21 protein-coding genes and 1 pseudogene are annotated in these 25,326 nt (G+C 67.4%); 16 read left to right on the plus strand and 6 right to left on the minus strand.

Annotated elements, in window-relative coordinates; translation table 11 throughout:
• Nucleotide 1: 1 nt before the first annotated feature.
• Nucleotides 2-1,216, minus strand: coding sequence for a CaiB/BaiF CoA transferase family protein (locus ACTWQN_RS03025; RefSeq protein WP_443201749.1), 1,215 nt, complete (start codon nt 1,214-1,216; stop codon nt 2-4).
• Nucleotides 1,217-1,332: 116 nt separating this feature from the next.
• Here ACTWQN_RS03025 and ACTWQN_RS03030 point away from each other — a divergent pair, with 116 nt between their 5' ends.
• The 3 genes from ACTWQN_RS03030 (at nt 1,333) to ACTWQN_RS03040 (ending at nt 3,887) form a co-directional block, all read left to right on the plus strand.
• Complete coding sequence (locus ACTWQN_RS03030; RefSeq protein WP_443201750.1) at nt 1,333-2,169, plus strand: IclR family transcriptional regulator; 837 nt, start codon at nt 1,333-1,335, stop codon at nt 2,167-2,169.
• The gene (locus tag ACTWQN_RS03035; protein WP_443201751.1) at nt 2,166-3,383 is read left to right on the plus strand and encodes an MFS transporter; all 1,218 of its coding nucleotides are present in this window, start codon (nt 2,166-2,168) and stop codon (nt 3,381-3,383) included. Before ACTWQN_RS03030 ends, ACTWQN_RS03035 begins: the two co-directional genes overlap by 4 nt.
• 114 nt (nt 3,384-3,497) lie before the next feature.
• Entirely contained in the window at nt 3,498-3,887 is a 390-nt protein-coding gene (locus ACTWQN_RS03040) for a VOC family protein (protein WP_443201752.1), read from the plus strand.
• 95 nt (nt 3,888-3,982) lie between these two features.
• Here the strand turns inward: ACTWQN_RS03040 and ACTWQN_RS03045 are convergent, their stop codons facing one another.
• Both ACTWQN_RS03045 and ACTWQN_RS03050 read right to left on the minus strand, forming a co-directional pair.
• The gene (locus ACTWQN_RS03045; protein ID WP_443201753.1) at nt 3,983-4,861 is read right to left on the minus strand and encodes a glycoside hydrolase family 16 protein; all 879 of its coding nucleotides are present in this window, start codon (nt 4,859-4,861) and stop codon (nt 3,983-3,985) included.
• A 56-nt stretch (nt 4,862-4,917) separates the two neighbouring features.
• The gene (locus tag ACTWQN_RS03050) at nt 4,918-5,454 is read right to left on the minus strand and encodes a hypothetical protein (protein ID WP_443201754.1); all 537 of its coding nucleotides are present in this window, start codon (nt 5,452-5,454) and stop codon (nt 4,918-4,920) included.
• A 63-nt stretch (nt 5,455-5,517) separates the two neighbouring features.
• Between ACTWQN_RS03050 and ACTWQN_RS03055 the strand changes: the two genes are divergently transcribed.
• Complete coding sequence (locus tag ACTWQN_RS03055) at nt 5,518-7,755, plus strand: P-loop NTPase fold protein (RefSeq protein WP_443201755.1); 2,238 nt, start codon at nt 5,518-5,520, stop codon at nt 7,753-7,755.
• Between the two features lie 51 nt (nt 7,756-7,806).
• On the opposite strand, the gene ACTWQN_RS03060 is transcribed toward ACTWQN_RS03055, so the two are convergent.
• Together ACTWQN_RS03060 and ACTWQN_RS03065 are read right to left on the minus strand one after the other, a co-directional pair.
• The gene (locus ACTWQN_RS03060; protein WP_443201756.1) at nt 7,807-8,328 is read right to left on the minus strand and encodes a hypothetical protein; all 522 of its coding nucleotides are present in this window, start codon (nt 8,326-8,328) and stop codon (nt 7,807-7,809) included.
• 279 nt (nt 8,329-8,607) lie between these two features.
• Nucleotides 8,608-9,249 carry an alpha/beta hydrolase gene (locus ACTWQN_RS03065; RefSeq protein WP_443201757.1) on the minus strand — a complete coding sequence of 214 codons (642 nt, stop codon included), beginning with the start codon at nt 9,247-9,249 and terminating at the stop codon, nt 8,608-8,610.
• Nucleotides 9,250-9,351: 102 nt separating this feature from the next.
• Here ACTWQN_RS03065 and ACTWQN_RS03070 point away from each other — a divergent pair, with 102 nt between their 5' ends.
• Both ACTWQN_RS03070 and ACTWQN_RS03075 read left to right on the plus strand, forming a co-directional pair.
• A complete protein-coding gene (locus ACTWQN_RS03070) occupies nt 9,352-9,897 on the plus strand; it encodes a hypothetical protein (RefSeq protein WP_443201758.1) in 546 nt (181 codons plus the stop codon).
• Between the two features lie 235 nt (nt 9,898-10,132).
• Nucleotides 10,133-12,208, plus strand: a complete 2,076-nt coding sequence (locus tag ACTWQN_RS03075) for a M28 family peptidase (RefSeq protein WP_443201759.1) — start codon at nt 10,133-10,135, stop codon at nt 12,206-12,208.
• Nucleotides 12,209-12,293: 85 nt separating this feature from the next.
• Here ACTWQN_RS03075 and ACTWQN_RS03080 read toward each other — a convergent pair whose 3' ends face one another.
• On the minus strand, nt 12,294-13,376 hold the full coding sequence (locus ACTWQN_RS03080) for a terpene synthase family protein (protein ID WP_443201760.1): 1,083 nt from the start codon (nt 13,374-13,376) through the stop codon (nt 12,294-12,296).
• 512 nt (nt 13,377-13,888) lie between these two features.
• Between ACTWQN_RS03080 and ACTWQN_RS03085 the strand changes: the two genes are divergently transcribed.
• From ACTWQN_RS03085 to ACTWQN_RS03130, 10 genes and pseudogenes are all read left to right on the plus strand, one after another.
• Complete coding sequence (locus tag ACTWQN_RS03085) at nt 13,889-14,863, plus strand: SAM-dependent methyltransferase (RefSeq protein WP_443201761.1); 975 nt, start codon at nt 13,889-13,891, stop codon at nt 14,861-14,863.
• Nucleotides 14,864-15,142: 279 nt separating this feature from the next.
• The gene (locus ACTWQN_RS03090) at nt 15,143-15,883 is read left to right on the plus strand and encodes an IclR family transcriptional regulator (protein ID WP_443201762.1); all 741 of its coding nucleotides are present in this window, start codon (nt 15,143-15,145) and stop codon (nt 15,881-15,883) included.
• Nucleotides 15,884-16,098: 215 nt separating this feature from the next.
• On the plus strand, nt 16,099-17,142 hold the full coding sequence (locus tag ACTWQN_RS03095; protein ID WP_443201763.1) for a LacI family DNA-binding transcriptional regulator: 1,044 nt from the start codon (nt 16,099-16,101) through the stop codon (nt 17,140-17,142).
• On the plus strand, nt 17,139-18,113 hold the full coding sequence (locus ACTWQN_RS03100; protein WP_443201764.1) for a carbohydrate ABC transporter permease: 975 nt from the start codon (nt 17,139-17,141) through the stop codon (nt 18,111-18,113). Before ACTWQN_RS03095 ends, ACTWQN_RS03100 begins: the two co-directional genes overlap by 4 nt.
• A gap of 3 nt (nt 18,114-18,116) precedes the next feature.
• The gene (locus ACTWQN_RS03105; protein WP_443201765.1) at nt 18,117-18,944 is read left to right on the plus strand and encodes a carbohydrate ABC transporter permease; all 828 of its coding nucleotides are present in this window, start codon (nt 18,117-18,119) and stop codon (nt 18,942-18,944) included.
• Nucleotides 18,945-18,991: 47 nt separating this feature from the next.
• Complete coding sequence (locus ACTWQN_RS03110; protein ID WP_443201766.1) at nt 18,992-20,254, plus strand: ABC transporter substrate-binding protein; 1,263 nt, start codon at nt 18,992-18,994, stop codon at nt 20,252-20,254.
• A gap of 48 nt (nt 20,255-20,302) precedes the next feature.
• On the plus strand, nt 20,303-21,502 hold the full coding sequence (locus tag ACTWQN_RS03115) for an ADP-ribosylglycohydrolase family protein (RefSeq protein WP_443201767.1): 1,200 nt from the start codon (nt 20,303-20,305) through the stop codon (nt 21,500-21,502).
• Nucleotides 21,499-22,842 (plus strand): ADP-ribosylglycohydrolase family protein, encoded by a 1,344-nt coding sequence (locus ACTWQN_RS03120; protein ID WP_443201768.1) that lies wholly within the window; start codon nt 21,499-21,501, stop codon nt 22,840-22,842. Before ACTWQN_RS03115 ends, ACTWQN_RS03120 begins: the two co-directional genes overlap by 4 nt.
• Nucleotides 22,843-22,931: 89 nt before the next feature.
• Nucleotides 22,932-24,920 (plus strand): SUMF1/EgtB/PvdO family nonheme iron enzyme, encoded by a 1,989-nt coding sequence (locus ACTWQN_RS03125; protein WP_443201769.1) that lies wholly within the window; start codon nt 22,932-22,934, stop codon nt 24,918-24,920.
• Between the two features lie 337 nt (nt 24,921-25,257).
• Nucleotides 25,258-25,302 (plus strand): annotated as a pseudogene (locus ACTWQN_RS03130) (hypothetical protein); the annotation flags it as partial.
• Nucleotides 25,303-25,326: the final 24 nt, after the last annotated feature.

Genomic DNA, 25,326 nt, shown 5'->3' on the forward strand with positions numbered 1-25,326 from the left:
CTCAGCTCCTCGGCAGGTCGGGGTGGGCGTCGAACAGGACGCCTTCGGCGAACAGCTCGTCGATCGATTCCTGGCTCATCCCGCTCTCCGCGAGCACCTCGGCGGTGTGCTGTCCGAGCCAGGGCGCCGGGCCGCGGACGGCGAAGTCGAGGTCGCTGAACTTCACGGGCGGGCCGATGGTGCGCATCGGGCCGATGATCGGGTGCTCCAGTTCGACGATCATGTCGCGCGCCCTTACGTGCGGATCGACGAGCGCTTGGTCGTAGGTCAGCACTTGCCCACCTGGAACGCCAGCCTCGTCCAGCACCGCGATCCACTCGTCGGTGGTGCGGGTGCTGGTGATCGCCTCGATCTCGTGCTCCAGTTCGTCGATGTTGGCCATCCGGTCGGGCAGGGTGCGGAATCGCGGGTCCTCAAGCCAGTCCGGACGGTCGAGCACCTCGATCACGAGTCGTTTCCACAGCCGATCGTTCGCGGCGCCGATGGTGACGTAGCCGTCGGCGGTCCGGTAGGCCTGGTACGGCGTTGAGCGGCGGTGCCGGGTGCCGGTCGGCTGGGGCACCTCACCACCGCCGAAGAAGGCGCCGGATTCCCACACGGTCCAGGCCAACGCGGCGTCGACCAGGGAAATATCGATGTACTGCCCCTGGCCCGAGCGCTGCCGCAGCAGGTGCGCGCCGAGGATCGAGTAGATCGCCGTGGCACCGGCGGCCAGGTCGTTGATGGCGATGCCGACCTTGGCCGGTTGTCCGTCCGGCGCGCCCGTCATGCGCAGGAAGCCGACGGTGCCCTGCGCCATGATGTCGAAGCCGGGCCGGGTCTTGTAGGGGCCGGTCTGCCCGAAACCGCTGATCGAGCAGTAGATCAGGTCGGGCTTGACCGCCCGCAACGCCTCGTAGCCGATCCCGAGGCGCTGCGCCACGCCGGGCCGGAAGTTCTCGATCACCACATCGGCGTCCCGAACCAACTCGACGAAGATCTCCCGGCCCCGATCGGTCTTCAGGTCCAGGGAAACGCTCCGCTTGCTGCGGTTGGGCATCGTGAACGGGTAGCTCTCGCCGTTCACCTTGGGCGACATCCGGCGCGAGTCGTCCCCGCTGATCGGCTGTTCGAACTTGATCACGTCTGCGCCGAGTTCGGCGAGCACCATCGTGCAGTAGGGGCCGGAGAGGAAGCGCGTCAGATCGAGGATGCGAAAACCGTCCAGAGGGAGCATCGAATCTCACTTTCCCGCTTTGTGGGATACTATGCCGCAAAGCAGGAAGAGTAGGACGGTCGACGCCGCATGGTCAATGATTCGATGCAACAGATCGGAAACACGGAGGCGTTTGAATGACATCTGGCGCGACCCCGCATCGCTCAGACCGCAGCTCGGTTCAGTCCATCGACCGCGCAGTCGCGATCCTCCGGTGCTTCGACGTTCGCCGCCCCGATCTGGGCATCAGCGACCTCGCCCGCCGCACCGGGCTCTCGACCAGCACGGTGCACCGCCTGCTGCTCGCGATGCAGGACAACGGGTTGGTGCGCCAGACCGCCGACCGGCGTTACGCGCTGGGGCCGCTGGTCGTGCAACTCGCGCGCAGCGGCGGGATTCCGGACACGCTGCGGGACGCGGCGATGCCGGTGCTGCGCGGGCTTCGCGACGTCCACGAGGAAACCGCAGCGGTGCACGAACTGCTGCCATCCGCGCAACGGGTCGTGGTCGAGCAGGCGGAGAGCCACCACGAACTGCGCCGGACCTACACGGAGTTCGGCATGCCGGTGCCGCTGCCGCAGGGCGCGCCCGGCAAGGTGCTGCTGGCCTTCCTGCCCTGGGACCAGCAGATCGCGGTGCTGGCCGAACCGATCCAACAGATCACCCCGCAGACCATCACCGACCCCGAGACGCTGGCCGCGCAACTCGCCGAGACCCGGGTTCGCGGCTTCGCCATGTCGATGTCCGAGCGGACCCCGGGAATCCGGACGGTGGCGGCCCCGATCTTCGACTTCAGCGCTCGCGTCGTCGGTTGCCTCAGCATCTCGGGCCCGGAGATGCGGATGCCGCTGAACCGGATGGAACAGCTCGGCCCGGAGGTCTCCGCCGCCGCGTGGTCGGTGTCCGAACTGCTCGGCGCGACGCCCGAGGAGCGCGATCGCTGCACGGCGCGGGCTTCGGCGTCAGCCCGGTGAGCACGTCGACACCGGCGAACCTGTGGTCCATCGGACCCTCGGTCTTCCTGCCCACGTTGCTCTTCGGCATCGGGCAGGGTGCGATCGCTCCGGTCGTGGCGCTGTCCGCGCGAGACCTCGGCGCCTCCGTGGCGACGGCGAGCCTGGTGGTCGCGGCCACCGGACTGGGACTGGTGGTGGGCGACATCCCCGCAGGTGCGCTGACCGCGCGAATCGGGGAACGCAAGGCCATGCTGCTGGCCTCGGGGCTCGCTTCGGTGGCACTGCTCGCCTGTCTCACCGCGCCGGCCGTTTGGGCCCTGGCACTGGCGATCGGGACGACCGGGCTGGCGTCGTCCGTCTGGGCCCTGGCCCGGCAGGCTTATCTCAGCGACGCCGTACCGCTGCAGTTGCGAGCGCGAGCGCTGTCGACGCTCGGCGGCTTCCAGCGGATCGGCATGTTCGTCGGGCCCTTCCTGGGCGCCGCGGCGATGGGCGTCCTCGGCACCGACGGGGCCTACTGGGTGCACCTCGTCGCGGTACTGCTCGCGGCCGTCGTGCTGCTCCGGCTGCCGGAGCCCGAGCAGCTCCGGCCGTCCGGCCCCGGAACCGTCCGGGCATCAGCACCTCCGACCACGCTCGGTGTCATCCGCGCACACCTGCCGATCCTGCGCACGCTCGGCACCGGCGCGCTCCTGCTCGGCGCGGTCCGGGCATCCCGTCAGGTGGTGGTCCCGCTCTGGGCGCAGCACGTGGGGCTCGACGCGGCGACGACGAGTCTCATCTTCGGCCTGTCGGGCGCTGTCGAGACCCTGCTGTTCTACCCCGCCGGTTTCGTGATGGACCGGTACGGCCGGAAGTGGGTGGCGGTCCCGTCGATGCTCATCCTGGGGACCGCGCACCTCCTACTCCCGCTCACCCACGAAATCGTCGCGTTGGCCTGCGTCGCGATACTCATGGGTGTTGGCAACGGGCTAGGCAGCGGCATCGTCATGACCCTCGGCGCGGACGCCTCTCCCCCGGTCGGGCGCGCGCAATTCCTCGGGGCCTTCAGACTCTGCGCCGACATGGGCAACGGTGCGGGTCCGTTCCTGATCGCGGCTGTCACCGCACTCGGCGGGCTGGCCCCGGCCATCCTGATGATGGGCACCGTCGGGTTCGCCGGAGCCGCGGCGCTGAACCGCTGGATCCCGCGCCCACCACCGAAGGCCGGGAGTGTCGATCTTTCGGTGTGACTGCTGTGCCCGACAGGCTCAGCCCGAGCTGGTCTGGCCAGGCGCGGCTTACCTCGCCGTCGAACACTGCGATTAGCGTGTGGCGGACCCGCTACGTGACTGGGAGGTCCTGATATGACCAGTAAGTTCACCGAGCTTGCGATCGACTGCGCCGATCCCCACGGTCTCGCCCGGTTCTGGTGCGCGGTCCTCGACTACGAGGTGCAAGACGAAGACGACGGAATTGTCACAATTGGTTCCCCTTTGGTGCCTGAAGGCAAGAACCGCCCTGGCCCGGTGCCACCGACGTTGACATTCGCGCACGTGCCCGAGGGCAAGACCGTCAAGAACAGGCTCCACCTCGACGTCAACCCAACCGACGGGGAGCAAGACGAAGAGGTCCGTCGCCTGCTCGACCTGGGTGCTCGACACGCCGACGTCGGCCAAACCGGCGATGAGAGCTGGGTCTGTCTTGCCGACCCGGAGGGCAACGAGTTCTGCGTCCTTGCGGGCCGCCACCCCTGATCGGAGGCCGCACACCGCGCCAGAAGTGCGCCGTTGCCGCGGATCGCGCCCGCCGCATCGACGCACTTCCCGTCGTTGCCAGTGATCAGGCCGTTTCAGCGGCTGTCGTTGGTGACGCGGACGTAGTCGACGGTGATCGTGTTGGGGAACGGGGTGCTGCCGTCCGGGTCGCCCGGCCAGTAGCCGCCGACCGCCAGGTTGAGGATCAGGAAGAACGGCTTGTTGAACACCCACTCGCGCCCGCCGAGGTCGGCGGGGGTCCTGGTCTGGTAGATGTTCCCGTCGACCGACCAGACGATCCTGTCCGGCGACCAGTCGACGCGGAAGACGTGGAAGTCATCGGCGAACGCGCCGGGGATCGAGTACCCAGCGCCGATGGCGTCGCTGCCGGAGTAACCGGGACCGTGGATCGTTCCGTGCACTGTGGACGGTTCGAACCCGACGTTCTCCATCACGTCGATCTCGCCGCTCTGCGGCCAGCCGACGTTGCCGATGTCGTTGCCGAGCATCCAGAAGGCGGGCCACATGCCCTGCCCGCGGGAGATCTTGATGCGGGCTTCGTAGCTGCCGTAGGTCTGGGTGAACCGACCGGCCGTGTTGAGCCTGGCGGAGGTGTACTCGCACGGGCCGTACCAGCACTGGTAGTTGTTCGGGTTCTCCCGCCTGGCGGTGATCACCAGGTTGCCCTGGCCGTCGTGCACCGCGTTGCTGGTGCTGTTCGTGTAGTACTGCCGTTCGTGGTTGTTGACGTTGTCGCCGGTCTCCATCTGCCACTTGGAGGTGTCGACCGGGGTGCCCGCCGGTTGGTTGAACTCGTCGGCGAACGTGACGGCCGCGGTCCCGGCATCGGATGTCGCCGCTGGCCGTGGGGTTCCGGCGGCTGGGGCGGTTATCGGGATGCCGAGCGCCGCGGCGGCCGTCGCTGTGATGAGCAGGACGGATCGGAATCGTCTGGGGAGGAGCCGTGTGGACATCAGGTCACCACCGACCGTAGTGTTTTGTTGGCATGGGCAACAAATCATGGTCCGGTCTAGACCAAAACAGCAAGCGGCCATTCCGCGTAATCGTGCCGGTGGCTTTTAGGTTCTGCGCGCTGGACAGCAGTTTCTGCAGGTGCCCGATGATCTGCCCGCCGTATTCCGCGGCAACCCGCACGGCTTGCGGGATCGCGGCCGCGACGCTCGCGCCGAAGGTCGCTTGCGCCGCCGCGAGCCTGGTTCAGGATCAAGATGATCTTGCCGGTGGCCTCGTTGACCAACCTCGTGACCTCCTGGAGGGTGCTCGCGACCGCCTCGCCCGCACCGGAGGTCGCTTCGCCCAACGCGATGGTCGCCTCGCCGAGTCCGGCGATCCCGCCCACCAGCTCCGCGCCGGTCTTCAGGTACTCCAGCGCGGCCGCACCCGACCAGCCGCTGGTTTCCTGGCCGGTCGACTGCTGGTACGAGTCGGCGAGGGAAGCCCAAGGCGTTGGTGGTGCCGTTCGGAGCCGGATTCCAGGGCGCGTGCGGTATCCGCGAGCGGCGACGGTGGATTGCCCTGTATCAACCCGAACCCCGGGGAAGATCACCTAGCCTCGTCTCTCATGGAGCTTGACTTTCAAGGTGAAGTCCCCGTACTCGTCGCGCGAGCGTTGCGGGACGAGGAACTTCTCAACGCTCTTGCCGCAGAGCACATCACAGCCGAAGACGCCATGGCGGTTCTGCGTTCCGACACCGAACTGATCGAGAAGTTGAAGCTAGCGGCCGGTCAGGCGGCCTTCTGGGGACCGGGTGTTCCGGACACCACGAGGACATTCGTGGTCGACCCGTACGAGCGGATCTCGAATCTCACTGCGGCGGATTTCGCGTGGCTCGTGCTGGCATTCGGCAGTCAGCTCGGCTATCAGATGTTGCTGAACCAGGTGTGGCCGAACCTTCCCGGCATGGTCGTCGCACTCAGAGTGGTCGGGTACATCGCGGTGCTGCTGCTGGTCATCCGGATGGCGTACCGTCACGTCCGTCCACTGCGCCAGCTGCTCGACCGCGTTGTTGATCGCGCCTTCGAGACCCCGGATGAATTTCCTGCCGAGTTGTGGCGTGTGCACGCCCTTGACGAGGTTGTCCGGCCCGCAGTAGCAGAGTTCATCGCGAACAAGCGAAAACCGCACTACAGCACGATGTTGTCCTTTCGCGCGGTTCAGGACCTGGACGTCGACGCTCCGGCCGGATCGCCGGTAATCACGAACGCAGCAGCCCGCTTGCGCGCCTCAGTCGCCCGTTCTCGCACCGGCGCGATAGCTCTGGCGGGGCATCGCGGTGTCGGTAAGACCACTGCGATTCGGTACGTGGCGGCCGGTGTGCTCGGCGACCCGGACCAGACGCCGCCGTTGGCTGTGATCGCCTCGGCGCCCGCTCGTTACGATGCGAGGGACTTCGTGCTGTATCTGCACGCCTTGCTGTGTCGAGAAGTCATCACCCGGACGCGCCACGAACCGGCCACCAAGCGGGAATTCGATCGATGGTCGGCGTTCACTCGGATGGCCTTCCCGGTCCTCCGACGGGAACGAACGCTGGGCGCGGTCCGCTCGCTGCTGGCCAGGGGACTCGTCGTCATCGCAATCACGCTGCTGGGCAGTTGGGCCTGGGGCAGGTCACCGGTCGCGTTCGTGAGCGAGCTGCCCACGATCTTCGCCGACCTCAACGGCTGGCGGATCGCGGTCCTCGTTCTTGCCGGTCTGGTGGGGTTGAAGCTGGCTTTGGACATCGTGGGGCTGGTGTTGCGCACAGCGCGTGATGGCGTGGTCGGCGTCATCCAGATACTGCGAAAACCGCGGAACCCGCTCCTTCTGGAGCTGCGAGCAGTGGCCGGAAAGCAGCTCCGCCGCATTCGCTTCCTGCAGACCTACACCACCGGCTGGTCCGGCAAGCTCACGCTGCCGTTGAAGAGTGAAGCCGGTTGGTCCCGCTCGAACCAGAGCGCTGAGCAACAGCTCACCTATCCAGAAGCCGTCGACGAGTTCCGCAGGTTCGCCGAGTACGCGGTTGAACGATTACGGCAGGCCGAGGTGAACGAACGACTCGTCATCGCGATCGACGAGCTGGACAAGATCGCCGAACCGGAAAAGGCGCAGGAACTGATCAACGATATCAAGGGCATCTTCGACGTACCTGGCTGCCTCTTCCTGGTTTCGGTGTCCGACGATGCCATCATCGCCTTCGAACGCCGCGGCATTCCCGCCCGCGATGCGTTCGACAGCGCGTTCTCCGAGATGATTCGGATGGACAACTTCACCCTCGACGACACCCGCAACTGGATTCGCCCGCGCATCATCGGACTGCCTGAGCAGTTCATCGTCCTGTGCCACTGCTTGTCAGGTGGGTTGCCCCGAGACTTGCGGCGTTGCGTGATCGAACTGCTCGACCTCGCCGCAGCCGACCGAAGCAGCGGCGCCGAGCCGACGCTCAGCGCGGTCGTCTGGGACCTGGTACGGCTGGAGTTGGACCGCAAGGCGCACGCTTTCACAGGCGCCGCACGGAATCTCGACTCCTCGCCCGAGCGCACCAGCCTCATCTTCGATCTGGTGGCGCTCCCGAGCCTGGCAGAGCACGCCGAACTCGGCGGTTTGGCAGCCCGGGTCCAACCGGGCGAAGGCGATGATCCGGTCACCGCGCTGCGTCGCCAGGTTGCCACGTACGTGTTGTTCTGCGCGACGATCTGCGAGGTGTTCACCGATGAACTGACCGAGGAGCGACTGCACAGTGTCTTGGATGGCGAGCCGGAACTCCTCGCCCTCGCGCGGCAGCAGATGGCCTTCGATCCGGGAGTTTCCTGGGACTTGCTTGAGAAGTTCCGCGCCGCACGCCGCCTCGAACCGTTGCGGGAGGAGTAACCCCGCCCGCCCTAGGAGGCGCTGCTTGCGGTGCGGTGCTGTTGCGACGTCCTACGTTCCTTGCGCCACCAGCACCAAGGCGTTGGTCTTGGGGTCCAGGTAGGCATGTGAGTCCCAGACGTTCTGACTGAACGCCTCGTCCAACGCGGTGCTCGTGTGGAACGGCCCGGACGGGAGATTTGGCTTCAAGCCGTCCACCACGGCGGGAATGCCTGGGGCGGCGGTTGGCGCGTAGGCCGAGATCAGCTCGGCGACCTTCGCCTGGTCCAGGATGACGACGGCGTCGATCCAGTAGAGGGATGGGCCGGGATTGCGCGGATCTCCGTAGGTGCCCGACATCCACTTCGCCTGGAACGACGAACCGAGCGCGGTGAACCGCTTGGTCAACGGTTCGATGTCGGTGCGCAACACACCGGTCCCGTTCTTCGGCGCGGCCTGCTGTGCGGCCGGTGTCGTCAAACGGTCTCCCCCGCCACCACTCCCGCCGCACCCGGCGACCAGCACAGCGACGGCGGTCAGCAGGATCGCCACGGAGGACTTCCACCGCACCGAAAGCCGATGATCAATCGCCACGCCTACCTCCGTGCTGGTTCGGTTCGCACCGCGCAGCGGGCGTACGCCGGACCAATTTCCCATAAACGGCTGCGGGCCGTTCTGGGGTGCCCTGTAACGCGGCCCAGCCGCAGGGGTTCTGCCGGTCCTTCTCCCAAGACCGTGTTCGGGTGCCCGTGCAGTAGACCTCGCCGTCGCCGGGAGCGGTCCAGGCATCGATCATGTCGCACGACACGTATGGATCCGTCCTTTGCGGACGTTCACCAGCGTGGCCAGCTCAGGGTCATCTCGATCACGAGGTCAGGTCTGCATCGTGTCGCCGTTCACCGCTGCGTCCAGCGCGCTCAACTGCGCCTGTCGGTAGGAACGCGAGACCTCGGCTTTCTTCTCCAGCACGTCGAAGCCGTGATAGGCGCCGGGCACAACTTCCAGGGTGGTCGCCACCCCGGCCTGCCGCAGTCGGTCGGCGAAGGTGACGACCTCGTCGTGGAACAGGTCGTGGGTGCCGACGCCGATCCAGGTGGCGGGCAGGCCCGAGAGGTCCTCGTAACGGGCTGGGGCCGCCAGTGGCGGGACCTCGTGCCGAGCCTGCGAGCCGAGGTATGCGCCCCACCCGAACCGGTTGTTGTCCTGGCTCCACATGCGCAGTTGGCGCGGATCGATGTCGGTGCGCGTGGCGGTCCGGTCGTCCAGCATGGGATAGGACAGCACTTGCAGCACCGGGTGAACCTCACCGCGTTCCTTGGCCAGCAGCGCCAGCGCGGCTGCCAGCCCGCCGCCCGCGCTGTCTCCGCCGATGGCGATGCGTTCGGGGTCGACCCCTGGCTGCCGGGCCAGCCAGCGCAGCGCCGCGTAGCAGTCCTCCAGGGGTGTCGGGAAGGGATGTTCGGGCGCCAACCGGTACTCCACGGCCACCGCGACGGTCCCCAGCCGGTCGGCCACCTCGCGGCTACTCGGTTGATCGGCTTCTCACCCTGCTCGTGGCAACGAATCTCACGGTGCGGCCCACTTCCGGACGCTCAGTCGAGATTGCACGATGTCCCAATGGAGGTCAACTTCGCCGAAGACCACATCCGCTTCCTGCGCTACGACTTTCCCGGCGCCACCGTCCACCCCACCGGAACGCTCACCCCCGCGCAGATCCGCGACGCCGACTGGAAGACCTGGCCACCCGAGATCCGAACCACGCTCGGCGAAACCCTGTTCGTACCCCACGCGCAACAGCAAGCACTCGAACAGTTCTGCCAGCGCAACAACATCCCCAGGAAGCACCGACCCGACACCTGGTCGGACCTGCTCGAACCGTTCCTCGACACCTGGTTCGACCCCGAATACGAACGAGCCACCGACAACCGCCTGCGCGAAGCCGGGTTGTCCCAGGAAGAAGTGACCGAGATCCGCCAGCGACTCACCCCGCTCATGGAGGCCTACAACTTCGACAGCATGCTCTGGGAGTGGGTTGATCTCGGCCTGTTCGACCTCCTCAGCGCCAGCACCGGCCCGCTGGTCAAACCCAGCCTCCAAGCCACGCTCGGCAATCCCGCGAAGCTCTACGCCTGGGCGATGAGAATCGCCGAACGGCACCGCTGAACACCCAACCCCACCGCTGCTGCGATCGGCACGACACTCCCTCGGCGGCTGCGACAGCCCTCACTCCATCGGGGTGGCCAACGAACTCGGTTATCGGTGGTGCGTGTGTCGAGGTCTCCACTTTGGACGTCGCCGACAGTGATGGGTTGACGAACGGGTGGTAGCCGTTGTGCGAGCGGGCCCCCTTTTGTACTTTTCGTCTTGCTCACCGCATACCACAGCACCAGGAGGGCGGATGTCCCGAAACAGACTCCGAAGCCGAAGGTGGTTGTTCGGTTCGGTCGCGTTGACCACAACACTCGTCGCCGGACTCGCAGTGCAGATCTCGCCTGCGACCGCGCAGGGCGCATTCAACGACCTGCGGGGTTGGGAGCGTGCACTGCAGCAGGAGGTCGACGCGGACAGCGCGGCACGGATGAGCGAGGCGATGTCGACCTACCCCGGTCTGGTCGGCACCGAGGGTGCCGCGCGCAGAGCGCAGTATTCGGTGGACAAACTGGCCGAATGGGGTCTTGAGCCAAGGCTGGAGAGCTATCGCGTCCACGCCTCGGTGCCGAAGGATGTTTCGGTGGCCATGACCGGGCCCGAGCAGCGGGAACTGGCGGTGAAGGAATCGCCTTACCCGTGGCACGAGAACTTCGAGGACGTGGTCGTCGGCTACAACGCCTATTCACCGCCGGGAAACGTCACCGCGGACGTGGTCTACGTCAACTACGGCCTGCCGGATGACTACGCCAGGCTGGCGGAAATGGGCGTCGACGTCCGCGACAAGATCGTGCTGGCGCGTTACGGGCAGAGCTTCCGCGGGGTGAAGTCGAAGGTCGCCGAAGAACACGGCGCCGCTGGGGTGATCCTGTACTCCGACCCCGCGGACGACGGTTTCACCCAGGGCGCGGTCTACCCGGACGGACCATGGCGCAACGCCGACGGCATCCAGCGCGGCAGCGTGCAGTACATCTTCCAGTACCCGGGTGACCCGCTCACACCTGGCGAACCGTCCACACCTGGCACGCCGCGTCTTGATCCGTCGGAAGCGGACAACATGACGAGCGTACCGACGACACCGATCTCCTACGGCCAAGCCCAGCACCTGTTGGCGGCGTTGCAAGGCCCGCAGGCGCCAGAAGAATGGCAGGGCGGTTTGGACCTGACCTACCGGGTGGGTCCCGGGCCGACCCGGGTCAACCTCGATCTGGACATCGACTACCAGCAGATACCGGTCAACGACGTGATCGTGGAGATCCCCGGTTCGAAGCACCCGGAGCAGAAGGTCGTGCTCGGCGCGCACTTCGACTCGTGGACCTACGGCACCAAGGACGACGTGTCCGGGTGGGCGACCCTGATGGAAGCCGCTCGGGCGATGGCCGCGTTGCGCGATCGCGGGTGGCAGCCGGAGCGGACCATCGTGCTGGCCGGGTGGGACGGCGAGGAGTACGGGTTGCTGGGGGCGACCGAATGGGTCGAGCAACACCGCGCCGATCTGCTGGAAAACGCCCTGGTGTACCTGAACATGGATGGTGCTGGCGGCGGCAAGAACTTCTCCGCCAGCGCGGTTCCGGCGCTCGATGACGTGCTGGCCGACATCGCCAAGGACGTCAGCGACCCCGAACACGGCACGCTGTACCGCAACTGGCAGCAGGCGTCGGGCGAGCAGCAGCCGGTGCCGGACCGGTTGGGCAGCGGATCGGACTACACCCCGTTCTTGGACCACCTCGGCATCGCCTCGGCCGATTTCGGCACGTCGACGCCCAGCGGTGAGTACCACAGCGCCTACGACGACCTGCACATGATGCGCAACTTCCTCGACCCCGGTTACCGCTACCACGAGGCAGCCGCGGCATACGCGGGCACTTTCGCGTTGCGCATGGCCGGTTCCGACGTCGCGCCGATGCTCTATTCCGACTACGCGACCGCGGTCGTGGGCCACTTGGAAGATCTCGACGCCAAGCAGACCGACGGGCGAGTGGTCGACCTCTCCCCCGCCTACGCCGCAGCTCGGGAGTGGAAAGCGGCTGCCGAACGGTTGGAGGACGAAGCGCGCGGTATCGACGACGGACGCGGCGATGCCATCACGGATGCGTTGATAGCCCAGGAACGCGCGTTGACCCAACCCGAAGGTCTGCCTGGCCGGGACTGGTACAAGCACATGGTCTACGCACCAGGCCTGTACACGGGTTACGCGGTACAGCCGTTGTCGGCGATCGATGACGCGATCACTAACGGCGACACCGCGACCGCCGAGAAGTACCGCGACCTACTGGTCGATTCGCTGTGCAAAGCCGCCGAAGCGGCCGGAGAACCGCTGGCTTGACGATTCGACCCGAACCGGCCCGCCTTCCCATCGGGGAGGCGGGCCGTGCCGTGTTCCCGGCGGGCGCTCACGCCTTTCATTCCGGTCACTTGCCGGGGTGGGCAGCCGCAATCTGGTATATCGTGGGCGAGGTGCCCACGGCAATTTCGCCTGAAGTGAAGATTTCTCCATCAGGGCGGCCGTGATACCGCAGGCTTCTCAGATGAAACTCGGCATTGCCGGAGCTGAAGTGGCCGACCTCCGTCAGATAGCGACGCACGTCCTCTCGATGACCGATCGGTCCGGCGGCGACCTTGTCGCGGGCAGCGAGGAATTGTCGTTCCATGTCGTCCAAAATCTCCACAAGTTTCTTGACCGCGTCCTGCAAGCTCAACTCTGGTTCGTCCCTGAGCAGAAGCCAGATGACGTTGAGAGAGTCGCGCGCGGAGATTTCCCTGCTGAGCGAGTACAAGTCGTTGGCAAGAACGATCGTGTTGAGCGAGCGTTCCACTGCGTGTCGAAGATCCGGATCTTGCAAGGCGTTCGTCATGTCGACATCGATTCCGTATTCGGCAATGAGAATATTTGCCCAGTCGGCGAAGATGTCCGTCCTGCGAAAGGCGAGGTACATTTCGATGTCGGCAAAGCTCTGAATGGTAGGACGATTCCCCGAAGCCAGACTCTCGACCCGTTCGGAAATGGCTTGTTTGAGTCTTGCATCGACCCTGGGATTGATATCTCGCCCGATAGTTCGGAGATGTAGCCAAAGAAGTCGTGCGATGGGGAAGTTTCCAGGCGGTTCAACGCCGTCCAGAGCAGCCAGATAGTGGATTCGCAGTTCACCGGCAGTCTCTTCGCTGGCAAGAACCTCAGGGCGCGAGAACTCGTCATCCATGAGCGTCATGAGATCCATCGCCTGCGCAACTGAAAAGATGCGATCCGCGCGCCCATGGGGGCAGCAAAGCGCGCCATAAACGGGCATGTTGTACGCAAAATATGCTTCTGCCGCTTTGCGGCTACCGAAAAGATCGAGTATGAAAGGCCAATCGGCGTCGTTCACCTGCGGTACGACTTGATCGCTGTCCGGATGCTCCAACACCGGCAGAGTTAGGCCATGCGGAGGCAGGTGAATCGTCGTCCCCGCTGCAACATGAATGCGGTGTTCTACGCTGGTTGGTTTAGCCGACATGTGCTATCTCCGTAAATCGTCTTTTGATTGCCGCTCGCTCGAAGTGGGTGCACACCCGGGGAGGATATGGCCGGTCGAGCGCAACTCGTAGTTGTTGTTCCGGTCTCTGGAACAACCTTTCGCACCGGCGCTGATCTTGAGCGGCTGGCGCATCGCATGGACCGGTTCGGGCCATCCCCCTCGATAGCGCCGGACCGGCCGCTCGGCCGCCCCGGTACGCGCGAATAAACTGTTCCGGAGCACGGAACACCCGGCTGCCGCACCGGGCCACCTTCAGGTATGCCTATCTAGCGACGGACCGCACGATGGCCGGGCAACTTCAATCCGCTCAACCGCGAATTTGAGCCGCGCGCACTCACCGGCCTGATGGATCAGCGCTCTGGAATGGACGCAGCGATACCGGCTGCGCGACCGGCGAGCCACTGGCCGTCCCCTACCGCGCGTGGTGGTCGCAGACCGGACAGCCCGCCACTGACGACCGCCACCATCAGCGACAGCCAAGGAGCAGCACCATGAGCGACCTCCTCGAACACGACCGCCGGTTTACCGTCATCCACGGTCCCGTGGCGGATGCCTACCAGGAGAAGGTGGTTCACACCTACGGCGACGACCCGGAGTCCTGGCGCAAAGCGCTGGGGGACACGCTGATGTTCGAATGGGGCTGCTACGACCATCCCGACTCGCCCCGCCCGGTATCGCTCGGGGAATCCGGGATCCGCTTCTTCGAACGGCAGCTGGACCTCGCTGGCCTGGCCGGGCCAAAACGGCCCCCGTTGTCACGCGTCCTCGACATGGGCTGCGGCTGGGGCTACCTGATCAGCTACCTGGCACACCGCTTCCCCGACTGCCCGCGAATCGATGGACTCAACATCAGCCGCCGACAACTCGAATACTGCTCGACCTATCTGAACGATCAGGGCGTCAGCGACCGCACCAGCCTCTACCTGTGCAACGCCCGCGACATCGGCCTGCTCCCCGACCCGCAGCGGCTCTACGATCTGGTCAACATCCGCGGTGTCATCACTCATTTCCCCAACGAACTGTACGAGACCTCGATGGCAGCGCTGGCCGGACGGATACGCCCAGGCGGAACCGTCATCATCTCCGACACCCTCTACAAGGTGGACCTGGCCGAATACCAGTCGGCCATACCCGACGAGGTGGACCGGCTAGCCGTGGGCCACCGCAAAACACCGGGGTACTTCGCCAAAGTGCTGGAAGACAACGGATTCACCATCGCCGACATGCGGGTGCTACCCAAGAACACCGACGTCGCCCACTGGTTGCTGGAGGTGCGCAGCAACATAGAAACCCACTTCCCCCAAGGGATCACCGGCCCCCTGGAGGAACTGCGCATCCTGGCGGTCAACCTGTCGGTCGCCCTGCTCACCGACAAAGTCTCCGCATACAGCATCATCGCCCACCGCAACGGTTTACTGGCTCCTCCGACCGCAGCCAGATCCACTCCTCCGCTCCGAAGCACGTAGTAGCGCACTGGCCCGGTGCGGATCCAGCGCATGGCGGCAGTGCGTGAAACATGGCCGGAGGTTCAACAACCGCGCCCTCCCCGGAGGCTTCCCGGCGGCGGCCACCGGGACGCTTACTGGGTGGACGGCCACGGCATGCCGACGACTGCGCGATCGGAGCTGAATCGTGAATAGCCGGTGGATGCGGTGGGATTCACACGATCAGCACGTCGAGCATGGCTCACCCGCCGCGCTGGGTGCTCGGTTCCCTACCAGGATTGCCCGCCCAGAGTCCGGTCGTTGCAGAAGGCCCTCGACATCCTCGACGAGCTGGCATCGGGCGGGTCGCCGAGCCGTCTTTCCGCACTGGCCCGGCGGATCGGCCTGCCGAAGACGACCGTCCACCGGATCCTGCACGATCTCGTCGGCTACCGGCTGGTCATCAGGACCGACGACGGCTACGTGCTCGGTGAGCACCTCTACGAGCTGGCCCAGTGCGCTGGCGCGGTCCGGCCACGTCAGCTGAGACGACTTGTCACGCCATTCCTGCTCGATCTGTGCAGACAGACCGACGCGACGGCGAGCCTGGGCGTCCTGGCCGGTCGAAGCGTCTGGTACCTCGACACGGTTTACGCCCACCGACACGCCGATGTCATCAGGCAGACCTCGGAGCAGGCGTCGGCGCACTGCACGTCTGCGGGAAAGGCACTGCTGGGCTACCGGCCGGACATCGTGAACGCGCTGTCCTCGGCCCGGTTGCCGGGCATCACTCCGGCGACGATCACGGATGTCAATGCGCTGCGGTGCGAGCTGGCGGACATCCGCAGGCGTGGCGTCGCGTACAGCCGTGAGGAATACGTTCGTGGCATCGTTGGGATCGCCGCGCCGATATATTCGACCGACGGTCTGCCCGTCGCCGCCGTCAGCGTCGCCGGACGGGCCGACGAGATCGATCAGCTGCGGGACTCGCGGGCGGTACAACGAACGGCTCAGGCGGCAACAAGGCTGCTGCGGGACCGTTTCGCCGCGTCCGGCAGGTGAGCGGCGACGTGCCAGGGGCAGAGCGTGGAAACAGCGGGAATCCGCATTGCTGGGACGTCTCCCAACCTGCGGCGCAGGTCGTGGTTGACATTGCGTCGCGCTGGATGACATGATCTCCGCCAATCTCTTGGAAACGTTTCCAGTTTGCCGAAAACCGAGCTGGAAACGTTTCCAGCAATCGGGAACGGCCGTTGCCACAACGAGGTGGAGGGACGATGACGTCATCACGGGCCACGCTGTTGCAGGTGGCCGAGCGCGCCGGGGTTTCCCTGGCGTCGACCTCCCGTGCCCTCCACGGGACCGGCGCGAGCAAGGCGATGGTCGAACGCGTCCAGGCGGCGGCGGCTGAGCTCGGCTACAGCCCGGACGCGATCGGGCGATCGCTTCGGATGAAGAAGACCTTCCAGATCGCGTTCGCGGTGGACGACATCGGCAACCCGGTCTACGTCGAGATGATGCGCGCGATCCACGAAGTGCTGGCACCGCACGGGTACCGGGTCGTGGTCATGACCACCGGTGATACCGCGACGTCGACAGCAGCACTGGTGAGCAGCTTGAACAGCGGCTTCGTCGACGGCATGATCGTCGCCCCGCTGCGCACCGACGACCGGCTGATCCGTGAGATCCGGCAGGCACCCGTGCCGGTGGTGGTGCTCGGCCGCACGCTGAGCGACCACGGCGTCAGCTCGGTCTCCACCGACTCCGCGGGTGGTATCGGCGCGGCGGTTCGTCACCTCTGCTCGATCGGCCGCCGCCGCATCGGATTCCTCAACGGCCCGCTCGACACGACGCCGGGTGAATCCCGCCAGCGCGGCTTCGACGCGGCCATCGCGGCGGACGGCTGCACCGCCGAGCGCACCGAGATCGAGATCGCCGGGAACTTCACCGTCGCGGCAGGTCTCGCGGCCGCGCGTCGACTCCTCGCCCGGATGCCCGGACGGGCCGAACGGCTCGACGCCGTCGTGGCGGCCAACGATCTGCTGGCCATCGGTGCGATCCGCGCGGTGCGTGAACTCGGCTTGGCGGTGCCGGAGGACGTGGCCGTGACCGGGATGGACGACACCGAGATCGGGCAGGTGTTCCAGCCCAGCCTCACGAGCGTGTCCCTCGGCGCTGCCGAACGCGGGCGCGCGGCGGCGCAGCTGATGCTCCAGCTCGCCGACGATCCCGACCTCCAGACGCAGCAGGTCACCGTAGGCCCGACGCTCGTGGTGCGGGAGTCCACGGTTTCAGCGGGCGCGGAACGGGGTGGGCGATGACCATGCCGCCGCTGACCGAGGGAACTCGACCGTCGTCTGCACCGACTTCGCGGCGTGGACCCGCGCGCCGCCGCGGGACCAGCTTGGCGCACGGCCGACGGCGCGAAGCGATCGCGCTGGTGATCCCCTCGCTGCTCCCGATCCTGGTGCTCAGCGTGGCGCCGCTCGTCATGGGTGTCGCACTCGCGTTCACCGGCGCCCGGCTGGTGCGTCGTCCGGACTTCGCATTCGTGGGACTGGACAACTTCGGGCAACTCGCGGGCAATTCGCTGTTCTGGGATTCGCTGCGCATCGGCATGATCTGGACGGTCGGCGTCACGCTGCTCCAACTCGCCGCCGCGATGGGCCTGGCGCTGCTGCTCAACTCGGGTCTGCGCCTGGAGGGCTTGACGCGGGTGCTCGCGCTCATACCGTGGGCGATGCCGCCGGTGGTCGTGGCGATCATGTGGCAGATGATCTACTCGGCCAACGGTGGTCCGCTCAACGCTTTCCTGGGCGGTGTCGGGCTTCCCGACGACATCAACTGGCTCGGGAACTTCTCGACGGCGCTGCCCGCGGTGATCGTCGTCGGTGTCTGGGTCGGGATGCCGCAGACGACGGTCACCCTCCTGGCCGGGCTGCAGCAGATCCCGGCCGAACTGAGCGAGGCCGCGGCGGTGGACGGCGCCGGGGTGTGGCGGCGGTTCACGGCGGTCACCTGGCCCAGCCTGCGGCCGATCGTCACATCGATCACGTCGCTGAACTTCATCTGGAACTTCAACTCGTTCTCGCTGGTCTACGTGCTCACCGAGGGTGGTCCGGGCGGAAAGACGATGGTTCCGGTGCTCTTCGTCTACCTGGAGGCTTTCAAGAACCGCGAGATCGGTTCCGCGGCGGCGATGGGTCTCGTGCTCGTCATCGTGATCGTGTTCCTCCTCGCCGTGTACCTGCGATCGCAGTTCCGCGGCGATCGCGTGGAAAGGGGGCGGTGAGCCATGCGCGTCCTGGTGCGTCCAGCCCAGTACCTCGCTCTCGCGCTGTACATCGTGTTCCTCGGTTTCCCGTTGCTGTGGCTGATCTCGGCCTCGGTGAAGTCGTCCGGTGAGCTCAACTCGCTAGCGGTGAGCCTGCTGCCGCGGGACTGGCATTGGGCGAACTACTCGGAGGCGCTCGCCCGGCAGGGGCTCATCCGGTCAGCCTGGAACAGCCTCGTGGTGGCGCTGGCGTCCACTGCGCTGGCGGTCCTCATCGCGGTCCCGGCGGCTTACGTGCTGGCCCGGCTGAAGGGGAAGGCGCGGATCGCCGGAGTGGGTTGGATCCTGGTGAGCCAGGTGTTCCCGGTGGTCTTGATCATTCTCCCCCTGTTCCTGATCCTGCGGACGCTCGGCCTGGCCGACAACCTGCTCGGCCTGACACTGGTGCACACCACTTACATCCTGCCGTTCGCGCTGTGGCTGCTCCAGGGCTACATCTGCGCGATCCCGGTGGAGCTCGAAGAGGCCGGGGCCACGGACGGGGCCAGCCGGTTCACCGTGCTGCGGGCGATCGTGTTCCCGTTGCTCGCCCCGGGCGTGGCCGCCACGGCGATGTTCAGCTTCGTGTCGTCCTGGAACGAATTCTTCTTCGCGCTCGTGCTGTTGCAGTCGCCGGAGAACTACACGCTGCCCATCACGCTGAACATGTTCGTCGGCGGTGAGGGCAAGGTCGCGCTCGGACCGCTGGCCGCTGGCGCGGTACTCGCCGCGATTCCGAGCATCGTCTTCTTCGCGATCCTGCGGAGAAGGCTCACCAGCGGACTCATGGCCGGGGCGGTGAAGGGATGAACCCAGCGCCGATCCCACCCCACATCGGAAAGTCGAAAGGTCGGTCGATGAAGATACGGCTCTTGGTGATCCCCGCCTGCCTGATGCTGATGCTCACCGCCTGCGGTGGTGGCAGCGGTGCCGGTGGCCCGGAGACCCTCACCTTCCAATCCCTGTCCGACCAGCCCGGGGCGATCGCGGCGACGCAGTCGATCGTCGACGAATGGAACGAGACCCACCCCGATGTGCAGGTCAAGGTCGTGCAGGCGGGCTGGGACGGCGCCTACGACAAGCTCATCACCGCGTTCAACGCGGGGGCTGCGCCGGACATCGTCCACTACGAGGCGGCGGCGATCACCCCGTTCGCGCTCGACGGCTACCTCGCGGATCTCTCGCCGCACCTGTCCGAGCAGAAGCGCGCGGACATCCCGAAGGGCGTCCTCGACTCCGTGACGGTCAACGGCGAGGTGATCGCCTACCCGACCGAGCTGCAGTCCTATGTGGTCTTCGCGAACAAGACCATGCTCGAACGCGCGGGTGTGGCGATTCCGACTGGGCCGACGATGACCTGGGACCAATTGCGGGAGATCGCCAGGGCGACCACCAAGGACGGCGCGTACGGCCTCGGCTGGGGACTGTCGAGCCCGACTGCGACCTTCATGGCCCTGGCGCCGGGATTCGGCGGGACCTACTTCCAGGGCACCGGTGACAACGCGACGATTTCGGTCGGCAACGGCGAGATGGCGCTGCCCGCGCTCGTCGACGCGATGGCGTACCAGGACCGCTCGATCCTTCCGGTGACGTTGACCCAATCCGGCTCGAAGGCGCTCGCGCCCTTCTACGCGGGCCAGGTCGCCATGACGGTCCAGGGTTCTTACCAGGCCGCGAACATCGCGAAGGACGCGCCCGAGGGCTTCGACTGGATCGTGCTGCCGCCGCTGGCCGGTTCGGCGGGGCCCGCGCAGGCCGCCAACCCGCAGACCCTCTCGGTGAACAGGGACTCGGCCCACGTCGAGGACGCCGCGCAGTTCATCGATTTCTTCACGAACACCGAGCACCTCGCCGCGCTCAACGAGGCCGACGGGCTGATTCCCGCGACGACCTCGGCCCAGCAGGCACTGGCCGCGAAACTCGGCACCCAGAACGGCTGGGACGTGATCCTGTCGTCCGGTCAACACCTGGTGTCCGCGCCCTACCTGTTCATCAACAAGTACGCGCAGTGGAAGGACACCGTCGCAACCCCGGCGTACCAGCAGTTCCTCGCACGGCAGATCGACGCGGACGGCCTCGCGAGGCAACTCCAAGACGGCTGGAAGAACGTCAACAACTAGAGAATGTTTCAGAGTGGCTTGCGTGGCGGTTTGGCAATCGGGACAGGAGTGGATTCGTTGACCTGGCTGGAAGACCGGGCGGTTGCGGTGATCGCCGGTGCGGCAGTGGGGGACGCGCTCGGTGGCGCCACCGAGGGGTGGACTCCGGAGCAGATCGAGGAGCGGCACAGCGGTCGCGTCACCGGCATCGTCGGGCCCTGGTACCCGGACTGGCGAGACGCTCGCCCGATAGCGCCGTACCACAAGGGCGACGGCCACGTCACCGACGACACCCTGATGACGCGGGCGCTGGTCGAGGTGTACGCGAAGCGCCGCGCGCACCTCGACGCGTACGCGATGGCGGAGGACCTGGTGCCGCTCATGATCGGCGAGCCCCGGTGGGTTCCCGAGCTCGAATCGACCGCACTGCTGTTGCAGCGGGTTTTCCTCGCCGAGAAGTGGATCGTGGCAAGACTCCACTATGGACACGTGGATCCGCGCGAAGCGGGTGTGGGCAACGTGGTCAACTGCGGGGCGGCGATGTACGTCACGCCCGTGGGGCTGGTGAACGCCGGAGATCCGGGTGGCGCCTACGCCGAGGCGATCGACCTCACCGGTGCGCACCAGTCGAGCTATGGCCGCGAGGCGGCGGGCGTGATGGCCGCGATGGTCGCGGCCGCGGTCGCCCCGGGCGCGGGTGTCGACGACGTGGTCGTGGCGGCGCTCGACGTCGCGCACGATGGCACCGCTGCGGCGATCCGCGCGGTGGTCGACGCGTTCGGCGGGTGGACCGAGCCACCGCGCACCGATGACGAGGAACGTGCTCTCGCCCGCCTGGTCCGGGAAACGGTGGCGCCCTTCGACTCGGTGGGTCCGCACTATCGGCAGATGTCGCTCGACGCGCGGCGCCCGTCGCGCACCAAGTCCATCGAGGAACTGCCCGCAGCGCTCGGATTCGTGCTCGGTCATGCGGGTGACTACCGCGGCGCGGTCCTCGCCGCCGTCAACTACGGCCGGGACGCCGACTCGATCGCCACCATGGCGGGCGCGATTTGCGCCGGGCTCGGCGGAACCGCGGCCGTGCCCGCCGAATGGCTCGACGCGGTCAGCGAGGCCAGCCGCATGGACATCCGGGAGACCGGGCGCCTCATGTCCTCCGCCGCGGCCGACATCCTCCAGGCCGACCGGGAGCGAGCACACGCCCGCCTCGCCGCGCTCGACGCGCTCGACGGCGCGCGGGTGACCGTCGCGGCGCGGGAGCCAGCATGAGGCTCACCTGGGCACAACCCGAGGACCTGCTCGCGCACGAGCTCGTCCAGTCCGCCCACGAGGGCAAGGACATCACCGCGGTGCGAGCGCGCTGGGTCGTGGCCGGAGGTGACCCGACGCCTGCGGTGAGCGGCGCTGGTCCGCACCCGGCAGCACCGGAGCTGCGCTCGCTCGCCCGCGAGTTGCTCGACGAACTGGACGCGCTTCCCGCCGCGCCCGCGCCGGACGAACCGGATGACTGGGACGCGATCGTCGGATTGCTCCCGTCCGCGCGGGACCTGCCGCGCCAGGTATCCGCCGACCGGGTCCACGCGGCGTGGACCGGTCGCGCGGCCGGGTGCCTGCTCGGCAAGCCCGTGGAGAAGATCCCGCGCGAGGGCATCGAGGAGATCCTCCGCGCGACGGGCCGCTGGCCGCTGGACCGGTGGTTCACCGCCGTCGGGTTGCCCGGCGACGTCGCGAGGCGCTGGCCGTGGAACCGGCGTTCCGCGGCCACTTCGCTGGCGGAGAACATCGACGGGATGCCGGAGGACGACGACCTCAACTACCCGATCCTCGCGCTCACGCTGCTCGAACAGCACGGCCGCGACTTCACCACGAACGACGTCGCGCAACTGTGGCTCGACAACCTCCCGGCTGGGCGCGTGTTCACCGCCGAGCGCGCCGCCTACCGCAACGTGCTCGATGCCCGCCCCGTGCCCGAGACCGCGACCCACCACAACCCGTTCCGCGAGTGGATCGGCGCGCTCATCCGCGCCGACGTGTTCGGCTGGGTCGCACCGGGCGACGTGCGCGCGGCCGCGCGGCTCGCGTGGGCCGACGCCCGGCTCAGCCACACCCGCAACGGGGTGTACGGCGCGATCTGGGCGGCGGCGTTGGCTTCCGCGGCAATGGTCTGCCGAACCGTCGACGACGTCCTCGACGCGGCCGAGACGGTCCTGCCGCCGCGCGGCCGACTCGCCCATGCCGTGCGGTTCGGACGCGAAGTGGCCGCCGAGGGCGGAGTGCGCGCCGGGCTGGACCGCCTGCACGCCGAATTCGGCCACCTGCACTGGGTCCACGTGCTCAACAACGCCGCAGTAATCGCGTACGCGCTCACCAAGGGCGGCGGCGAGTTCGGCCCCAGCGTGTCGATCGCGGTGACGGCCGGGTGGGACACGGACTCCGCGGCGGCGACGGTCGGCGGCGTGGTCGGTGCGCTGCGCGGCGTACCCGGCATCGGCGAGCAGTGGACGGCACCGCTGCGCGGACGCATCGCGACCTCGTTGCCCGGCGGGGACCAGCGCATCGCGGACCTCGCGGCGCGCACGGCCGCGCTAGCCGGACGAGGAGTGTCGTGATGGCCGGTGCGCCGACGATCACCTGCTCTGGCGCAGAGACTGCCCACCGCTGACGAAGTCGCGGCGTTCGCGTCCGAAGGAAAGGCACGATGACCTACACGTTCGACCCGCTCGTCCCGCGTCCGATCGACCGGCCGACCACGGTGCCCTCCGACGGTCCGCTGGCCTCGCTCGACGAAGCGAAGATCTTCGCTGGCCCGGCCGACCCGGCCGAGCGCCCCGCGTGGCGCGAGCGGCTGCGCGCGTGGCGCGAAGACGCGCGGTCTCGCCACGGTTACACGGGTGCGGCGTACGACCGCCCGGCGGCGGGCTGGGCGGCACGTTGCCACACCGTCGCACAGGTGTGGCTGTGGGACGAGCTGCTCTACTCGTTCGACCAGCGACGGTTCACGCCCGAGCGTTTCCTCGCCGACGCGCAGGAGCGCTTCGGCGGGCTGGACGCGGTCGTGCTGTGGCACGCGTATCCCGTGATCGGCCTCGACGAGCGCAACCAATGGGCCTTCTACCGCGACGTGCCCGGCATCGTCGGCCTCGTGGCGGCACTGCACGACGCGGGCCTGCGCGTGTTCGTCGACTACAACCCGTGGGACGTCGGCACCCGGCGTGGCGAGGACGACGTGACCGAGCTGGCGGCGCTCGTCGCGGACCTCGATGCGGACGGCGTCTTCCTCGACACCCTCAAGAAGGCGGAACCGGAACTCGTCGCGCGGCTGGAACGCGCGCGGACCGGCGTGGTGCTGGAGGGCGAGTCCAAGCTTCCGGTCGAACGCATCGAGGACCACGCGTGCTCGTGGGCCCAGTTCTTCGCCGATTCCTCCGTGCCCGGCGTACTGCGCGCCCACTGGTACGAGCGTCGGCACATGCAGCACCACGTCCGCCGCTGGCACCGCGACCACTCGGAGGAACTGCGGTCGGCGTGGCTCAACGGCGTCGGCGTCATGGTGTGGGAGGTCGTCTTCGGTGTGTGGGTGGGATGGTCGCGCCGCGACGCCGCCACCGTGCGCCGGATGGTCACCGTCCAGCGAGCGGCCGGTGACCTCCTGCTCGACGGCGCCTGGACACCGCTGGCGGATCTCGCGCCCGAGGCGGAGGCCGCCGGGGTGTACGCGTCGCGCTGGGAACTGGACGGTTGGACACTGTGGACGGTCGTCAACCGCGACGAGCAGGATTACCGCGGCCCGGTGGTGCCACCACGGGATGGTGGCGAGCTCGTCGACCTGTTCGCGGGCGGACCCGCCGGGGACTCCGTCACGGTCCCGGCGCGGGGCATCGCGGCGGTTCTGCACATCGCGGCAGGGACCCCGGAACCGAGCTGGCTGCCGGGTCTGCTCGACGCACTGCGCGGCATGCCGCACGACCCGGATGCCCGCTTCCCGCACCGCCTCGCGGCTCGCCACCATCCACGGAGGACGAATGGCGAGGCCGAGCCGGGCGCCGTCGTCGTACCCGCCGGACCCTACGTGCTGACGGTGCGCTACCGCGCTCGTGAAACCGGGATGTACCAGGGTGCGCCGTACGTGGACGAGTGGAAGCCCCTCCCCCCTAGGTTGCACGACGCTCGAACGCTCCAGCGCGAAGGCGAACTGGCCGCTCCCGTGGCCGTTGCGGCGACCGAGGTCACGAACGCGGAGTTCGCGGCGTTCCGCCAGGCGACGGGATATCAGCCCGCCGAACCGCACCGCTTCCTGACGCACTGGGTGAATGGTGGCCCGGCGTCCGGAACGGACGACGAGCCGGTGACGTTCGTGGACCTCGACGACGCGCGCGCGTACTGCACGTGGCGCGGCGGCCGGTTGCCGACCGAGGACGAGTGGCAACTCGCCGCCGAGACCGGTCGGTTGCGGCGTGGCGAGCCAGCCGTCTGGAACTGGACCGAAAGCGAGCACTCCGACGGGCGGACGCGGTTCGTCATGCTCAAAGGCGGCAGCGACTTCCGGGCCGAGGGCTCCGAGTGGTACTTCGACGGCGGGCGCCAGGCGCCGGAGTTCAGCGCGAAACTGCTCTTGCCGGGACTGGGATTCGCGCGCAGCGCAACTGTCGGCTTCCGGTGTGCCTGGGACTGCTCGACGCGGCGGTGACCGCCCGATGACCGGCGCGGATGCTGCCGCAGGGGTCTTCGAGATGTTCCAGATCGGGGCCGCCCATCGCGCCGCGTGACAGCGGTCCACGGACCGTCGCGGCGATCCACGCCCTGCGTGGCTGACAACCCGAGCGCGGACTTGCTCGGTCGAAATCCCACTGGCCCGCAAGACAATCTTCGAGTCTTCCGCCGGGCGAGATGGATTTGCGCGCGCGATGCCGGACGTGCACTGAGGAAGGCACCAAGTCCAGGAGCGACTCGATGTCCATTGATCTGACGGAAAAACGATTACCGACGCGGTGCAGCAGACCTTCACCGGTGTCGAGGACAAGCGGGTGCGGGAGGTCTTCGTCGCCCTCGTCCAGCATCTGCACGACTTCGCCCGCGAGGTGCGCCTGACCGGC

Origin of the sequence: Saccharopolyspora antiqui (genome assembly GCF_052246905.1) — a bacterium.
Classification (GTDB): domain Bacteria; phylum Actinomycetota; class Actinomycetes; order Mycobacteriales; family Pseudonocardiaceae; genus Saccharopolyspora.

What these genes read in the sequence shown, in the direction of transcription:
- ACTWQN_RS03025 (WP_443201749.1), bottom strand. Translation starts at nt 1,216, where the DNA reads ATGCTCCCTCTGGACGGTTTTCGCATCCTCGATCTGACGCGCTTCCTC.
- ACTWQN_RS03030 (WP_443201750.1), top strand. Translation starts at nt 1,333, where the DNA reads ATGACATCTGGCGCGACCCCGCATCGCTCAGACCGCAGCTCGGTTCAG.
- ACTWQN_RS03040 (WP_443201752.1), top strand. Translation starts at nt 3,498, where the DNA reads ATGACCAGTAAGTTCACCGAGCTTGCGATCGACTGCGCCGATCCCCAC.
- ACTWQN_RS03045 (WP_443201753.1), bottom strand. Translation starts at nt 4,861, where the DNA reads ATGTCCACACGGCTCCTCCCCAGACGATTCCGATCCGTCCTGCTCATC.
- ACTWQN_RS03070 (WP_443201758.1), top strand. Translation starts at nt 9,352, where the DNA reads ATGGAGGTCAACTTCGCCGAAGACCACATCCGCTTCCTGCGCTACGAC.
- ACTWQN_RS03075 (WP_443201759.1), top strand. Translation starts at nt 10,133, where the DNA reads ATGTCCCGAAACAGACTCCGAAGCCGAAGGTGGTTGTTCGGTTCGGTC.
- ACTWQN_RS03080 (WP_443201760.1), bottom strand. Translation starts at nt 13,376, where the DNA reads ATGTCGGCTAAACCAACCAGCGTAGAACACCGCATTCATGTTGCAGCG.
- ACTWQN_RS03085 (WP_443201761.1), top strand. Translation starts at nt 13,889, where the DNA reads ATGAGCGACCTCCTCGAACACGACCGCCGGTTTACCGTCATCCACGGT.
- ACTWQN_RS03095 (WP_443201763.1), top strand. Translation starts at nt 16,099, where the DNA reads ATGACGTCATCACGGGCCACGCTGTTGCAGGTGGCCGAGCGCGCCGGG.
- ACTWQN_RS03100 (WP_443201764.1), top strand. Translation starts at nt 17,139, where the DNA reads ATGACCATGCCGCCGCTGACCGAGGGAACTCGACCGTCGTCTGCACCG.
- ACTWQN_RS03105 (WP_443201765.1), top strand. Translation starts at nt 18,117, where the DNA reads ATGCGCGTCCTGGTGCGTCCAGCCCAGTACCTCGCTCTCGCGCTGTAC.
- ACTWQN_RS03110 (WP_443201766.1), top strand. Translation starts at nt 18,992, where the DNA reads ATGAAGATACGGCTCTTGGTGATCCCCGCCTGCCTGATGCTGATGCTC.
- ACTWQN_RS03120 (WP_443201768.1), top strand. Translation starts at nt 21,499, where the DNA reads ATGAGGCTCACCTGGGCACAACCCGAGGACCTGCTCGCGCACGAGCTC.
- ACTWQN_RS03125 (WP_443201769.1), top strand. Translation starts at nt 22,932, where the DNA reads ATGACCTACACGTTCGACCCGCTCGTCCCGCGTCCGATCGACCGGCCG.